General features: G+C 70.7%; 16 protein-coding genes. 8 read left to right on the top strand and 8 right to left on the bottom strand.

Annotated elements, in window-relative coordinates; translation table 11 throughout:
- The first annotated feature begins 198 nt into the window (after positions 1–198).
- Positions 199–609, top strand: a complete 411-nt coding sequence (locus FE811_RS05670) for an Hsp20 family protein (protein ID WP_072460954.1) — start codon at positions 199–201, stop codon at positions 607–609.
- A 13-nt stretch (positions 610–622) separates the two neighbouring features.
- The gene (locus FE811_RS05665; RefSeq protein WP_116222938.1) at positions 623–850 is read left to right on the top strand and encodes a DUF1150 domain-containing protein; all 228 of its coding nucleotides are present in this window, start codon (positions 623–625) and stop codon (positions 848–850) included.
- A gap of 128 nt (positions 851–978) precedes the next feature.
- On the opposite strand, the gene FE811_RS05660 is transcribed toward FE811_RS05665, so the two are convergent.
- Complete coding sequence (locus tag FE811_RS05660; protein WP_116222939.1) at positions 979–1,782, bottom strand: transcription antiterminator BlgG; 804 nt, start codon at positions 1,780–1,782, stop codon at positions 979–981.
- The gene (gene trxB / locus FE811_RS05655; protein ID WP_116222940.1) at positions 1,782–2,798 is read right to left on the bottom strand and encodes a thioredoxin-disulfide reductase; all 1,017 of its coding nucleotides are present in this window, start codon (positions 2,796–2,798) and stop codon (positions 1,782–1,784) included. The genes FE811_RS05660 and trxB overlap by 1 nt, the downstream gene beginning before the upstream one ends.
- A gap of 163 nt (positions 2,799–2,961) precedes the next feature.
- Between trxB and FE811_RS05650 the strand changes: the two genes are divergently transcribed.
- Positions 2,962–3,462 carry an Lrp/AsnC family transcriptional regulator gene (locus FE811_RS05650; protein ID WP_036751341.1) on the top strand — a complete coding sequence of 167 codons (501 nt, stop codon included), beginning with the start codon at positions 2,962–2,964 and terminating at the stop codon, positions 3,460–3,462.
- On the opposite strand, the gene FE811_RS05645 is transcribed toward FE811_RS05650, so the two are convergent.
- A complete protein-coding gene (locus FE811_RS05645) occupies positions 3,459–4,082 on the bottom strand; it encodes a recombinase family protein (protein WP_116222941.1) in 624 nt (207 codons plus the stop codon). The two genes, FE811_RS05650 and FE811_RS05645, sit on opposite strands and share 4 nt — an antisense overlap.
- Before the next feature lie 270 nt (positions 4,083–4,352).
- Between FE811_RS05645 and FE811_RS05640 the strand changes: the two genes are divergently transcribed.
- Positions 4,353–4,538, top strand: a complete 186-nt coding sequence (locus FE811_RS05640; protein WP_116222942.1) for a hypothetical protein — start codon at positions 4,353–4,355, stop codon at positions 4,536–4,538.
- 52 nt (positions 4,539–4,590) lie between these two features.
- Here FE811_RS05640 and pgeF read toward each other — a convergent pair whose 3' ends face one another.
- Genes pgeF through lgt form a run of 3 tightly spaced genes read right to left on the bottom strand, consistent with a single transcriptional unit; the run spans position 4,591 to position 7,290 of the window.
- Entirely contained in the window at positions 4,591–5,355 is a 765-nt protein-coding gene (pgeF, locus tag FE811_RS05635; protein WP_036751345.1) for a peptidoglycan editing factor PgeF, read from the bottom strand.
- Positions 5,339–6,403: a class I SAM-dependent methyltransferase gene (locus tag FE811_RS05630; protein WP_116222943.1), complete on the bottom strand. Its 1,065-nt coding sequence runs from the start codon at positions 6,401–6,403 to the stop codon at positions 5,339–5,341. Before FE811_RS05630 ends, pgeF begins: the two co-directional genes overlap by 17 nt.
- Entirely contained in the window at positions 6,400–7,290 is an 891-nt protein-coding gene (lgt, locus tag FE811_RS05625; protein ID WP_116222944.1) for a prolipoprotein diacylglyceryl transferase, read from the bottom strand. The genes FE811_RS05630 and lgt overlap by 4 nt, the downstream gene beginning before the upstream one ends.
- A gap of 126 nt (positions 7,291–7,416) precedes the next feature.
- Here lgt and FE811_RS05620 point away from each other — a divergent pair, with 126 nt between their 5' ends.
- A complete protein-coding gene (locus tag FE811_RS05620; RefSeq protein ID WP_036751352.1) occupies positions 7,417–7,710 on the top strand; it encodes an accessory factor UbiK family protein in 294 nt (97 codons plus the stop codon).
- Here the strand turns inward: FE811_RS05620 and FE811_RS05615 are convergent.
- Positions 7,701–8,006 carry a DUF6476 family protein gene (locus tag FE811_RS05615; protein WP_244295361.1) on the bottom strand — a complete coding sequence of 102 codons (306 nt, stop codon included), beginning with the start codon at positions 8,004–8,006 and terminating at the stop codon, positions 7,701–7,703. The genes FE811_RS05620 and FE811_RS05615 overlap by 10 nt on opposite strands.
- On the opposite strand from FE811_RS05615, the gene FE811_RS05610 reads away from it, so the two are divergent.
- The 3 genes from FE811_RS05610 (at position 8,005) to FE811_RS05600 (ending at position 11,375) form a co-directional block, all read left to right on the top strand.
- A complete protein-coding gene (locus FE811_RS05610) occupies positions 8,005–9,030 on the top strand; it encodes a pseudouridine synthase (RefSeq protein ID WP_116222945.1) in 1,026 nt (341 codons plus the stop codon). The genes FE811_RS05615 and FE811_RS05610 overlap by 2 nt on opposite strands.
- 66 nt (positions 9,031–9,096) lie before the next feature.
- Entirely contained in the window at positions 9,097–10,002 is a 906-nt protein-coding gene (rpoH, locus tag FE811_RS05605) for an RNA polymerase sigma factor RpoH (protein ID WP_036751355.1), read from the top strand.
- Between the two features lie 353 nt (positions 10,003–10,355).
- A complete protein-coding gene (locus FE811_RS05600) occupies positions 10,356–11,375 on the top strand; it encodes a hypothetical protein (protein ID WP_072460959.1) in 1,020 nt (339 codons plus the stop codon).
- A gap of 7 nt (positions 11,376–11,382) precedes the next feature.
- Here the strand turns inward: FE811_RS05600 and FE811_RS05595 are convergent, their stop codons facing one another.
- The gene (locus tag FE811_RS05595; protein ID WP_116222946.1) at positions 11,383–12,450 is read right to left on the bottom strand and encodes an SPOR domain-containing protein; all 1,068 of its coding nucleotides are present in this window, start codon (positions 12,448–12,450) and stop codon (positions 11,383–11,385) included.
- Positions 12,451–12,472: the final 22 nt, after the last annotated feature.

Below are 12,472 nucleotides of genomic sequence, written 5' to 3'. Positions count from 1 at the left end.
GGCCGCGGCAGCCTGCCGCTGGCAGGCTCGGGCCGGGCGATCCGGGCGGCGATGGCCGCCTGCGGCCTGCGGCCGTGACGCCGCGCGGCTGCGACGCGGCAAACCCTTGTTTCCGGCGGCCTCCGTCCACATATTGGTCTTGCCGGATCGCCGTTCCGGGGTCCGGCCGACAGTCGCTTTGATGCAAAGGGCTTGGGAATGACCAAGATCAGTCTGGCCGCTCATCCGTTCCTGCTGGGGTTCGATCAGTTGGAACGCCTGGCCGAACGGGCCGCCAAGGGCGCCGAGGGCTATCCGCCCTACAACATCGAACACCAGGGGCCGAACGGCTTTCGCATCACGCTGGCCGTGGCCGGCTTTTCCGAGGACGACCTGTCGATCACGCTCGAGGACCGCCAGCTGGTGGTTCGCGGCCGCCAGGCCGAGGCCGAGGAAGGCCGCGTCTTCCTGCACCGGGGCATCGCGGCCCGCGCCTTCCAGCGCAGCTTCGTGCTGGCGGACGGGGTCGAGGTGGTGTCGGCGGGGCTTGAAAACGGGCTTCTGAACATCGACCTGCGCCGCTCGGTGCCCGACAGCATCGTGCAGACCATACCGATCAGCCGCAAGTGAAAGGGGATCGCAAATGAACGAGAAATTCGATTTCGGCCCGGAAAGCGCGGGCAACATCGTCTACATCCGCCGCGTCGCGATGGACAGCCTGCCCGACGAGGTGCGCCGCCAGGTGCCCGGCGCCGAGGCGCTTTACGCCGTGCATGGCGCGGATGGAGAGCGGCTGGCCCTGGTCAAGGATCGCAGCCTGGCCTTCCTGCTGGCCCGCCAGAATGAACTGACCCCGGTCAGCGTCCACTAAGCCGCAGGATGCCGATGCCGCCGCCGGGCAAGGCGGCGGCGATGGCGACATGCGCGCCGCCCGTGTGGCGGCCACCCACCCTTCCGACATCATCAGGAAATGCCGATCCCGCCGCGCGGCAAGGGCCGTTATCGGCTGTGCGCCTGGCCGTCCCCGGCCTCGACCAGCTCCAGCCCGATCTCGTCCCGGTATTGCCGCAGCAGCGCCTGCGCGGCCGGATCGGCGGGCAGCAGCAGATGCGTCGCGCCATGATTGCGCCGGACCAGTGCCTGCCACAGCGCCTCGCGCGGGCCGGCATGGCGCGGCTCGGCCCCGACCGTCAGCAGTTCGGCGCCAAGCTCGCCGGCCAGCCGCGCCGCCGCGGCCGCATCGGCGGGATCGCAGGCCAGCACCCGCTCGCAGCCCTGCGCACGGAAACGCGCCCGCCAGGCGTTCGGCCCAGGATGGGCGTCGCCCGCACCTTCCAGCCCCGCACCTTCCAGCCCCTCGACTTGCAGCCCCTTGACCGGCCCGCCCAGGCAGACCGGCCCGGCCGCGCCCGGCAGATCCGCGCCTTCGGCCCCGTCCGGGCTCCATTTGTCCGTAACCGACAGGATGGCCATGACCGCGCCGCCGGGACCGCGCAGGGCGATGTCCTCGCCCGGCTCGACCCTGGCCGCGAAATCCGCATCGACCTCCAGCGCCAGCGGCATGGGCCAGAGCGCGCCCGAGGCCAGCCGCATCCCCGCCAGCACCGAATCGTAATCCGCCTGGGTCAGAAAGCCCCGCAGCGGAAGGAAGCCGCCGCCGATCAGCAGGCCCAGGTCGGCCGATTGCCGGGGCGTCAGATCCCAGGCGGCCATGCGCGCCGCCTCGGCCCGCAGCTTCTGCCCGGCCTCGGGGCTGACCAGAAGCGCGCGGATCGGCTGGTGATGCGGCAAGGGCCCGGCCATCAGGCCGGGATCTCGGCCGCGTGCGGGTTCGGCTCGCCGGCCATGTCATGCTCGGCCAGGTAGCGCTCGGCGTCCAGCGCCGCCATGCAGCCCATGCCGGCGCTGGTCACCGCCTGGCGATAGACATGGTCGGTCAGGTCGCCGGCGGCAAAGACGCCGGGGATCGAGGTCCGGGTCGTGCCCGGCTCGACCTTGACATAGCCGCCGTGATGCAGCTCCAGCTGGTCCTTGACCAGTTCCGAGGCCGGCGCATGGCCGATGGCGATGAAGACGCCGTCCGCCGGCACCACCTGCTCGGTCCCCTGCCGGACATGGCGCACCCTGACGCCGGTCACGCCGGGCGGCTGGCTCTCGCCCTGCACCTCGACCAGCTCGTGATCCCACAGCACGCTGACCTTGGGATTGCGGAACAGCCGGTCCTGCAGGATCTTTTCGGCCCGCAGGCTGTCGCGGCGATGGACCAGCGTCACCTTGCTGGCGAAATTGGTCAGGAACAGCGCCTCCTCGACCGCGGTATTGCCACCGCCCACCACCGCGACCTCGCGGCCGCGATAGAAGAAGCCGTCGCAGGTCGCGCAGGCCGAGACGCCGAAGCCCTTGAACTTCTCTTCGCTGGGCAGGCCCAGCCAGCGCGCCTGGGCGCCCGTGGCCAGGATCACCGCATCCGCGGTGATGCGCGCGCCCGAATCAAGTTCCGCCACGAAGGGCCGCCGGCCCAGGTCCAGCCGCGTCACCGTATCGACGAAGACGCGCGCGCCCATGGCGCGGGCATGCGCCTCCATCCTGACCATCAGGTCGGGGCCCTGGATCTCGGTCTCGCCGGGCCAGTTCTCGACCTCGGTGGTGATGGTCAGCTGGCCGCCCGGCTGCATGCCCTGGATCAGCACCGGCGAAAGCATCGCGCGCGCGGCATAGACGGCGGCGGTATAGCCGGCCGGTCCCGAGCCCACGATCAGCACGCGGCTGTGGGCGGGCAGGCTGGCATCGGCGGCGATCTCGGCGGGAACATGGGACATGGCAGGGAACCTCTCGCTTGGCGCAGCCTTAGCTAATCACCGCCGGCCCCGCATGCAATCCATAAGGCCCCTTCGCGCATCGGTGGAAAGAATGTTGCGCAATCCGGCCCCGCGGGATAGTTTCCGGCATGTTTTTTGCCCGCAAGGCAAACCAGGGGATGCGATGACCGCCGCCAGACTTGACGAAATCGACCGCAAAATTCTGGCAGAGTTGCAGGCCGACGGCCGCATGACCAATGTCGAGCTGGCCCGCCGCGTCGGCATTTCCGCCCCGCCCTGCCTGCGCCGCGTCCGCGCGCTGGAGGAGATGGGCTATATCCGCGGCTATCATGCCGACATCGACGCGCGCGAGCTGGGCTTCGAGGTGCAGGTCTTTGCCATGGTCCGGCTGATGAGCCAGTCCGAGCGCGACCTTTCCGCCTTCGAGGCGCTGGCCTGCGAATGGCCGCTGGTCCGCGAATGCCACATGCTGAACGGCGAGATCGACTTCATCCTGAAATGCGTCTCGCCCGACCTGACCAGCTTCCAGCGCTTCCTGACCGAGAAGCTGACGGCGGCGCCGAACGTGGCCTCGGTCAAGACCTCGCTGGTGATCCGCTGCGCCAAGGACGAGCCGGGCGTGCCCTTCAGCATCGTCGAGGAACGGGCGGCGATGGTCGGCTAAGGCGGGGGCAACCGGCCGGGCACGAAAATTCCCCGCGGCGGCGCCGCTTCCTGCGCAGTTCGGTCGGTTCCCTGCACCTTGCGGAACTGGCGCTGCAAGGTGCGGGTGTGGATGCCGTATCGGGCCGCAATGCTCTTGATCGACTCGGTCTCGACGGCGCGGATCGCCTCGGCCACCTGCTGTTCGGACAGGATGGGCGGGCGGCCGACATGGCTGCCGCGGCGCTGTGCCTCGGCCATGCCGGCCTTGGTGCGCTCGCTGATCAGGGTGCGCTCGAACTCGGCCAGCGCGGCCATGATGTGAAAGACCAGCCGCCCGCCGGGCGAGGCGGTATTCACCTCTTCGGTCAGCGACTGGAAGTCGATGCCCCGCCGGCCCAGTTCGTCGACGATCTCGACCAGGCCGACCAGCGACCGGCCCAGCCGGTCAAGCCGCCAGACGACCAGCGTCTGCCCGGACCGCAACGAGGCCAGCATCCGCTTTAGCCCCGGCCGGGCCATGGCCGAACCGGACAGGCCATGGTCCTTGAATACCTTGACGCATCCCGCGCGTTTCAGCGCCGTCAGTTGAAGATCCAGCCGCTGGTCCTCGGTCGACACCCGTGCATAGCCAATTTTCATGCGAAATCCCCAGGTTCGGCCCGGTGCGATACGTTTCGCCCGCCGCATCGCCCGCCCCGAACGCATTGACAAAACGGAACCCTTTTGACACGGCACCTCGCAACCTGATTTACTCCAGCGAAAGCTGGATTTCTTACGGGGCTTCTCCCCTTTTGTCCATTATGCGCAAAGGGTTCCGTTTTGCCGCACCCGTCAGGGACGGATGCGAGGGGGGCGAGGAAAACGGCCGCTTCCATGGCGGCGAGGTCGTCTTTTATATGCTCGCCGGGGTTGCGGGCGGCCTGGCCGGCGCCGGGGTTCAAGCTGTCGCCGGGCTGGATTTTTCTATCCTACTCGCTGGGCGGGGTGGCCTTTGTCATGGCCGCGGCGCTGGTGCTGTCCTTTGCCCGGTCGGTGCGCCGCTCGACCGCCATCGCCATGGCGCGCAACCGGCACGGATACCGCCCCGAGGAATGACGGCCGCAGCCGACGGCTTGGTGCAGCGCCCCGGGCAGCCCTGGCCGGCGCCCTACAACGCAATCGCCGAGATCAGCCGGCCGTAATCCGCCTGGTTCTGATGCGTGCTGCGGCGATAGGAAAAGAAGCGGTCCGGGTCGGAATAGGTGCAATGCCGCGTCCATTCGGCCTCGACCCCGGCCTCGCGCAGGCGCATCAGGCCGAACGAAGGCAGGTCGAACATCGGCCGCCCGTTGGGCCCGCCGGCGAAGAAGCGGTGATAGCCGGGTTCCTCGGCCAGGAACTCGTCCATGAAATCCTCGCCGACCTCATAGGCGCGCTGGCTGATCGTGGGGCCGATCACCGCGCGGATGCGGCTGGCGCCCAGGTCGTTCATCGCGCCGACCGCCGCCTCGATCACGCCGGAAAGCGCCCCGCGCCAGCCGGCATGGACGGCGCCGATCACCCCCGCCTCGGGGTCGGCCAGCAGGATCGGCTGGCAATCGGCGGTCAGCACCGCCAGCGCCACGCCGGGCTGGTCGGTGACGATGCCGTCGGCGCGCATCCCGGCGACGGCGGCCGGGTCGTCGCCGGCGCGCAGCACCGCGATCTCGGCGGAATGGACCTGATGCACGGTGGCAAGCCCGGCGGGCGGCACGCCCATCGCCGCGGCCACGCGGGCGCGGTTGATGCTGACGATCTCGGCCTGGTCGCTGGAGCCGTAGCCGCAGTTCAGCCCCGAAAACAGCCCCGAGGAGGCGCCGCCGCGCCGAGTGAAGAAGCCATGCCGCACCGAGGCGAGCAGCGGATGGGTCAGGATCTCAAGCGTCGTCTGCATCGTCGTCCAGGGGCTCGAATCCGGCGGGGACGGGCGCATGGCGAGCCCATAAGGCCAGCACCTTGAACAAGTGTCCCATTTCATCGGGCGCGGTCAAGCGATGAAGCGCGGCCATCGCACCCGCATCGCCCAGGCGCGCCAGGCGCTGCGCGCGCGCCTCGATCCCCAGCCGCTTCAGCCAGTCGCCCTGCGCCGCCATGCGCGAGACGCGCGCCCCCGCGCCGCGCGCCGCCGCGGCCAGGGGGGCGAAATCGACATGCGCGGTCAGGTCGGCCTCGCCCGGATTGGCCAGCGGATCTTCGGGCCGGTGGCGGCGCAGGGCCTGGAAGGTGTCGCCCTGCCCGTCCCAGCCGCCATAGTCGACAAGGATGGCGCAGCCGCCATGCGCGGCGATCCGCCCGGCGACCTGCGCGACGATCGGCAGGGCCTCGGGGCAGGTTTCGCGGATCACGCCCTGGGGCGCGGCAGGCAGCGCGGCATCGGCCGCCGGGACCAGCCCCATCTCCAGCCCGCCCTGGGCATCCAGCGCCACCACGCGCTCGGCCCAGCCCTGCGCGCCGCGCTGGAACTGGCGGATCGGCAGGGCGTCGAAGAACTCGTTCGCGACCAGGAACAGCGGCGCCTGCGGCAACTGCGACACATCGTCCAGATGGGCGATGTCGCCCAGCCTGTCGCGCTGCACCCGGCGCAGGTGCGGCGAGGCCTCGACCAGCGCCACCCGTGCCGCCTCGGCCATGCCGGGCACGATGCGGATGGCACGCAGGATGTCGGCCATCAGCGTGCCGCGCCCCGGCCCGATTTCCGCCAAGGTAAAAGGCGCGGGACGGCCCTGGTCCAGCCAGGCCTGCGCCAGCGCCAGGCCGATCATCTCGCCGAAGATCTGGCTGATCTCGGGTGCGGTGGTGAAATCGCCGCCCGCGCCGAAGGGGTCGCGGGTGGCGTAATAGCCATGCTGGGGATGGAGCAGGCAAAGCCGCATGTATTCGTCCAGGGCCATGGGCCCCGACAGCCGGATCTGCGCGGCGATCAGGCGCCCGAGCGGCGTCATGCCGCGCCTTGCGGCACCGCCGGCCGGGCGCGGGCGCGCGCCAGGAAGGCCAGCCCGACCAGCACCATCGGCAGCGACAGCAGCTGGCCCATGGTCACGCCCCAGACCGCCCCGCCCAGCACATGGCCCAGCGGATTGTCGGGGGTGATGAATTGCGCATCGGCCTGGCGGAAGAACTCGACGACGAAACGCGACAGGCCATAGCCGGTCAGGAACAGCCCCAGCGCCTGCCCCGGCCGGCGCAGCCCCCCGGCCCGGACCAGCAGCAGAAGCAGGCCGGCCAGCAGCACGCCCTCCAGCCCGGCCTCGTAAAGCTGGCTCGGGTGGCGGGCGCAGGGGCCGGTGATGCCGGGGCAGGTCTGCGCCGCCTCGCCGGGAAAGACCACGCCCCAGGGCGCGTCGGTCGGCCGGCCCCACAGCTCGGCATTGATGAAATTCGCCACCCGGCCCAGGCCCAGGCCGATCGGCGTCGCCACCGACAGCGCATCGGCCAGCCGCAGCGCCGGGATGCCGTGGCGCCGGCAATACCACCAGGAGGCCAGAACCACGCCCAGGAAGCCGCCGTGAAAGGACATGCCGCCCTGCCAGAGCACCGGGATCTGCCCCGGATTGGCCAGGTAATAGCCCGGCTCGTAGAACAGCACGAAGCCCAGCCGCCCGCCCAGCACCACGCCGACGATTACCCAGGTCAGCAATTCCTCGACCCGCTCGGGCGGCATGGGCGCCGCGTCGCCCCAAAGCCGCGGCCGCCGCATCAGCGCGACGATGATGCGCCAGCCGATCAGCAGCCCGGCCAGATAGGCCAGCGCATACCAGCGCAACGAGAATTCCATGCCGAAAAGATGGATGGTGAAGATCTCGGGCGAAATGTCGGGAAATGGGATCATGGGCTCCTCGTTTCGGCGCGGGCAGGCTACGCGGGGGCGGCCGGGTGTCAACCGGCGCTGTCAGGCAATTGAACAGCCGCGCCCCGAGCGCCATATAGGGGGTCTCGCTGAACCGAAAGGCCCGCCATGACCGCGAACAACCGCTTTCTCGACGATCTCTCGAAATTGATGACCAATGCCATGGGCGTGGCCCAGGGCGCCAAGGACGAGGCGCAGACCGCCTTCAACGGCTGGATCGACCGCTGGCTGGCCGAGCGCGATTTCGTCACCCGCGAGGAATTCGAGGCGGTGCGCGAAATGGCGATCAAGGCCCGGTCCGAGAATGCCGAGCTGCGCGCCCGCCTCGACGCGCTGGAAGGCAAGGGCGTGGCCTCGGTCAGTTCGACCGGCCCGCTCGGCACCGGCGAAGGTCAGGGCTGAACCGTTTCGCGCAGTCGGCCCTGCCTGTCGTAAAGCAGCACCTCGCCCGCCTCGGTCACCACCACCAGCCAGTCGCGGGCAAAGGTGACGGCGGCGGGCACCGCGCCCTCGGGCAGGGCGACCTGCTCGGGCAGTTCGGGCAGCGGCGGCTGCGACAGGCGCAGCCACAGCAGCGCCGCGATCACCAGCATGCCGATGCCCATCACCGCCGCCAGGGCCGTCACCAGGATGCGCAGCCAGCGCAGCATCGGCAACGCTTCCTCTGGTCCCGCATCCAGCCTATCATCCCGTTCCATGGCCGAAATCCTCATCACCATCCCCGAAGGACTGTCCGAGCGCCTTGATAAGGCGCTTGCCCTTGCCGCGCCAGAGCAGGCGGCGCTGTCGCGCTCGCGCCTGGCCCGGCTGATCGCCGAGGGTGCGGTCCGGGGGCCCTCGGGGCGGGTCACGGACGGCAAGGCGCGGGCCGAGACCGGCGACTACCTGGTCGAGATCGGCGCGCCCGAGCCCCTGGACGCGCAGCCCGAGCCGATCCCGCTGTCGATCGCCTATGAGGACGGCGACCTGATCGTGGTGGACAAGCCCGCCGGCATGGTGGTCCATCCCGCGCCCGGCGCGCCCAACGGCACGCTGGTCAATGCGCTGCTGGCCCATTGCGCGGGCAGCCTGTCGGGCATCGGCGGCGCGGCCCGGCCCGGCATCGTGCATCGCATCGACAAGGAGACCTCGGGCCTGCTGGTGGTGGCCAAGACCGACCGCGCGCACCAGGGGCTGGCGCGGCAATTCGCCGACCACACGGCGCGGCGGCGCTACCTGGCCGTCGCGCATGGCATGATCGACCCGGCCGATGCGCGGCTGCGCGGCCTGCCGGGCGTGGGGTTCGAACCGGGCGGCGTGCTGCGCATCGCCACGCTGATCGGCCGCCACCCCGGCGACCGGCAGCGCCAGGCGGTCAGCTTCCAGAACGGGCGCCATGCCGTGACCCGCGCCCGCGTGATCGAGACCTTCGGCACGCCCCCCGCCGCCATGCTGGTCGAATGCCGGCTGGAGACCGGGCGGACGCATCAAATCCGCGTGCATATGGCCCATGCGGGATTGGGCCTGGTCGGCGACCCGGTCTATGGTGGCAACAGGCGGGCCTCGGTCCGGGCGCTGGGGACGGATGCCGCCGCAGCCGTCGCCGCCTTTCCCCGCCAGGCCCTGCACGCGGCCGAGCTGGGCTTCGACCACCCGGTCAGCGGCAAGGCGCTGACCTTTGCCAGCCCGCTGCCGCCCGACATGGCCGGCTTGCTGGCGACCTTGCGCCGGGCACCGGGCTGACGGAACCCGGAGCGCGCCGACAGCGTTCACAATTACCCGCCCAAGCGCGGGACAGGGAATTTTCAGATGGCGAACTACACCAACCTTCCGGCACCCAGCCCCGAACAGGGCCTGAACCGCTATTTGCAGGAGATCCGCAAGTTTCCCCTGCTGGAACCGGAAGAGGAATACATGCTGGCCAAGGCCTGGGTCGACCACCAGGACGCCGAGGCCGCGCAGAAGCTGGTGACGAGCCACCTGCGGCTCGCCGCCAAGATCGCCATGGGCTATCGCGGCTATGGCCTGCCGCAGGCCGAGGTCATCTCCGAGGCGAACGTGGGCCTGATGCAGGCGGTCAAGCGCTTCGACCCGGAAAAGGGCTTTCGCCTGGCCACCTATGCGATGTGGTGGATCCGCGCCTCGATCCAGGAATACATCCTGCGGTCCTGGTCGCTGGTCAAGATGGGCACCACCTCGGCGCAGAAGAAGCTGTTCTTCAACCTGCGCAAGGCCAAGTCGCGGCTGGGCGCGCTGGAGGAAGGCGACCTGCGCCCCGAAAACGTCGCGCAGATCGCCCATGACCTGAACGTGACCGAGCAGGAGGTCATCGACATGAACCGCCGGCTTTCGGGGGGCGATGCCTCGCTGAACGCCACGGTCGGGTCCGGCGACGGCGAATCGACCGCGCAATGGCAGGACTGGCTGGAGGACGAGGACGCCGACCAGGCCCAGGCCTTTGCCGAGGCCGACGAGCTTTCGGCGCGGCGCGAGATGCTGCTTGCCGCCATGGACGTGCTGAACGACCGCGAAAAGGACATCCTGATGGAGCGCCGGCTGCGCGACGACCCGATGACGCTCGAGGATCTTTCGACGCGCTACGAGGTCTCGCGCGAGCGGATCCGCCAGATCGAGGTCCGCGCCTTCGAGAAGCTGCAGAACCGCATCCGCGAACTGGCCCGCGAGCGCGGCATGACCGTGCCCGAAACCGCCTGACCCGGCCTTGGCGCCGGCCGGCCCGCTCCCTTCCCCCGCAGCCGCTGGCGACCCCTTGCGCAAAGGCCGCGCAGGGGGGTCGGCGCCGTGCGCTCTCTTGCCGGCGCCCGCCTTCCCGGCCGAAAGCGCCCGAAGGCCGTGGGGCGGCGGGCAGGACGGGCCCGCGGACCCGTCCCGGCCGGGCGCGCGCCGCCTGGGGCTGGCCATGCCCGCGCAAGCCGGTCGGTTTTCGGCGCGACGCCCCTTGCAAGCCGCGGCCCCGGCGGGGAAATTATCGTGACAGCGGGCAGAGTTGACCGCCGCCCGGCTTGGCTTATGGTCGGGACAGGACAGCAAGGGCCGATGGCGCGCAAATGACGGCGCTGAACCAATATCAAAGGCTGGAAGCCGCAGGAATCTGGCGTGAATCGCCCAGATCGCAGCTGCGCGACGTCATCGTTTCCTTCGGGGATGCGACCTTGGTGCTGACCGATCCGCGTTCCGAGGTGCCGCTGGCGCATTGGTCGCTGCCCGCCGTCACCCGGCTCAACCCCGGCAAGCTGCCGGCGCGCTATGCACCGGGCGGCCTCGATGCCGGCGAAGAACTGGAGATCGACGACGAGCTGATGATCTCGGCCATTTCCAAGGTGCATCAGGTGATCGAGGCCAGCAAGCCGCATCCCGGCCGGCTGCGTGGCGGGCTGATGCTGAGCGCCGCCGGGGTCATGGCGCTGCTGGCGGTGTTCTGGGTGCCGCCGGCGCTGGTGCGCCACGCCGCCGACATCGCCCCCCCGGCGCAGCGGGCCGAGATCGGGCGCATTGTGCTGGCCGAGATCGCCAAGACCACCGGCAGCCCCTGTTCGCGCCCCGCGGGCGACATGGTGCGCCAGAAGCTGGCGATGCGGCTGATCGGCCCGGATGCGCAGATCGTGGTGGTGCCGGCCAGCCTGCGCGGCGCCCTTCGCCTGCCCGGCCCGATCACCGTCATCGGCGAAGACCTGATCGCGGGCCAGGTGACGCCCGAGGTCGCGGCTGGCCATATCCTGGCCGCGCAGGCGGCGGCGGTCCGCGACGACCCGCTGCTGGCGGCGCTGCGCCATGCCGGGCCGCGCGCCACCTTTCACCTGCTGACCGCCGGGACGCTGCCGGCGAAATCGCTGTCGGGCTATGGCGAGAAACTGCTGGCCGGTCCCCTGCCCCGCCCCGAGGACGAGCCGCTGCTGGCCTATTTCACCCGCGCCGGCATCTCGAGCGAGCCCTATGCCCGCTCGCTCGACCCGACCGGAGAGGCGGTGCTGGGCCTGATCGAGGCCGATCCCTTTCGCACGGCCGAGCCGCGCCCCGTGCTTGCCGACCGCGAATGGATCGCGCTGCAGGAAATCTGTGACCAGTGACCCGCGGTCAGCGGGGAAAGGCATCGGGGAACCCGGCCTTGCGGATGGCGTCGAGCGCCCGGACGATGCTTTCCCGGTCCGGGAAGGGGCCGGCGACAAGGAACTGCACCTCGCGCCCGCCGGCCTGGTCCTTGCCGCGCAGCAACGGATAGCCCATCTGCGCGATGCGCGCGGCTGCGCGTTCGGCATTGCGCGGATCGGCGAAGGTGCCGACCTGGACATAGCGCGCCCCGGCGGGGATCATCCCGACCGCGGGCGGCGCGGCAGGGGATGCCGGCGCCTTGCCACGCGACGCCTCGGGCGCCTTGGCCACGGGTGCGGATACGGGTGCAGGCTTGGCGGGAGCCGGCTTTTGCGCCGCCGGCCTTGCGGCAGGAGGCGGCATCGGCCGGGCGGTTTCGACGGCGGTTCCGGCGGCGGTTTCGCTGACAGGGGAGGCGGTCGGCCCGGCTCCCGCCCCGCTACCCACCGGGCGCATGAAGCTGAGCCGCGACAGTTCGGACTTCGGCATTCCCGCGCAATAGCCCTGCGTCGGATCGTCCAGCCCAGCCGCGCCCGGCCCGTCGTCATAGCCCAGCAGCTCGCACAGCCGCCGGTTCGGATGCAGGGCGGCGCCCATGCCCTGGCGCAGCGCCGGCGCCGCAGCCAGCGCCGCCCGCAGCGCATCGGCCGGGGCGGGGGAGTGCGGCTCGGGGCCCAGATCCGGCAGATGCTCCATCGGCCGCGGATCGCTGGCCAGTTCGCCGGGGCGCAGGTTGGTGACGACTTGCTGCGACAGCGCCTCTTCCAGCAGTTCGGCCCGGCTGCGCCCGGCCGCCGGGGCGAGGGCCCGCAGCTTCGGCTCGCCCTGAGCGCCGCGGGCGGAAAGCGTCGGCGGATAGCCGCAGATCGGCGTGCCGTCGCGCGCCAGCCGCGCGGCCCAGCCGCCCAGGTCGTCGCGTAAAAAGACGCAGCCGCGGCTGTCGATATATTGCCGCGCCGGGAAATCCGCCGGCGGCTCTTCGGCCGGGCGCGGCGCTTGCGCCAGCGCAAGCCCCGGCAGCAGCGCCAGCATCAGCCACAGAATTGCCCGCATGGCCCCATCCTCGAATCACCCA

The sequence above is a fragment of the Paracoccus sp. FO-3 genome, assembly GCF_006386455.1.
GTDB classification, from domain to species: domain Bacteria; phylum Pseudomonadota; class Alphaproteobacteria; order Rhodobacterales; family Rhodobacteraceae; genus Paracoccus; species Paracoccus versutus.
The sequence above is the reverse complement of the archived record's forward strand: the minus strand, read 5'-3'. Positions and strand labels throughout refer to the sequence as shown.

Excerpts from the sequence above, each read along its gene's own strand:
- FE811_RS05670 (WP_072460954.1), top strand. The coding sequence starts at position 199 with ATGACCAAGATCAGTCTGGCCGCTCATCCGTTCCTGCTGGGGTTCGAT.
- FE811_RS05665 (WP_116222938.1), top strand. The coding sequence starts at position 623 with ATGAACGAGAAATTCGATTTCGGCCCGGAAAGCGCGGGCAACATCGTC.
- FE811_RS05660 (WP_116222939.1), bottom strand. The coding sequence starts at position 1,782 with ATGGCCGGGCCCTTGCCGCATCACCAGCCGATCCGCGCGCTTCTGGTC.
- trxB (WP_116222940.1), bottom strand. The coding sequence starts at position 2,798 with ATGTCCCATGTTCCCGCCGAGATCGCCGCCGATGCCAGCCTGCCCGCC.
- FE811_RS05650 (WP_036751341.1), top strand. The coding sequence starts at position 2,962 with ATGACCGCCGCCAGACTTGACGAAATCGACCGCAAAATTCTGGCAGAG.
- FE811_RS05645 (WP_116222941.1), bottom strand. The coding sequence starts at position 4,082 with ATGAAAATTGGCTATGCACGGGTGTCGACCGAGGACCAGCGGCTGGAT.
- pgeF (WP_036751345.1), bottom strand. The coding sequence starts at position 5,355 with ATGCAGACGACGCTTGAGATCCTGACCCATCCGCTGCTCGCCTCGGTG.
- FE811_RS05630 (WP_116222943.1), bottom strand. The coding sequence starts at position 6,403 with ATGACGCCGCTCGGGCGCCTGATCGCCGCGCAGATCCGGCTGTCGGGG.
- lgt (WP_116222944.1), bottom strand. The coding sequence starts at position 7,290 with ATGATCCCATTTCCCGACATTTCGCCCGAGATCTTCACCATCCATCTT.
- FE811_RS05620 (WP_036751352.1), top strand. The coding sequence starts at position 7,417 with ATGACCGCGAACAACCGCTTTCTCGACGATCTCTCGAAATTGATGACC.
- FE811_RS05610 (WP_116222945.1), top strand. The coding sequence starts at position 8,005 with ATGGCCGAAATCCTCATCACCATCCCCGAAGGACTGTCCGAGCGCCTT.
- FE811_RS05615 (WP_244295361.1), bottom strand. The coding sequence starts at position 8,006 with ATGGAACGGGATGATAGGCTGGATGCGGGACCAGAGGAAGCGTTGCCG.
- rpoH (WP_036751355.1), top strand. The coding sequence starts at position 9,097 with ATGGCGAACTACACCAACCTTCCGGCACCCAGCCCCGAACAGGGCCTG.
- FE811_RS05600 (WP_072460959.1), top strand. The coding sequence starts at position 10,356 with ATGACGGCGCTGAACCAATATCAAAGGCTGGAAGCCGCAGGAATCTGG.
- FE811_RS05595 (WP_116222946.1), bottom strand. The coding sequence starts at position 12,450 with ATGCGGGCAATTCTGTGGCTGATGCTGGCGCTGCTGCCGGGGCTTGCG.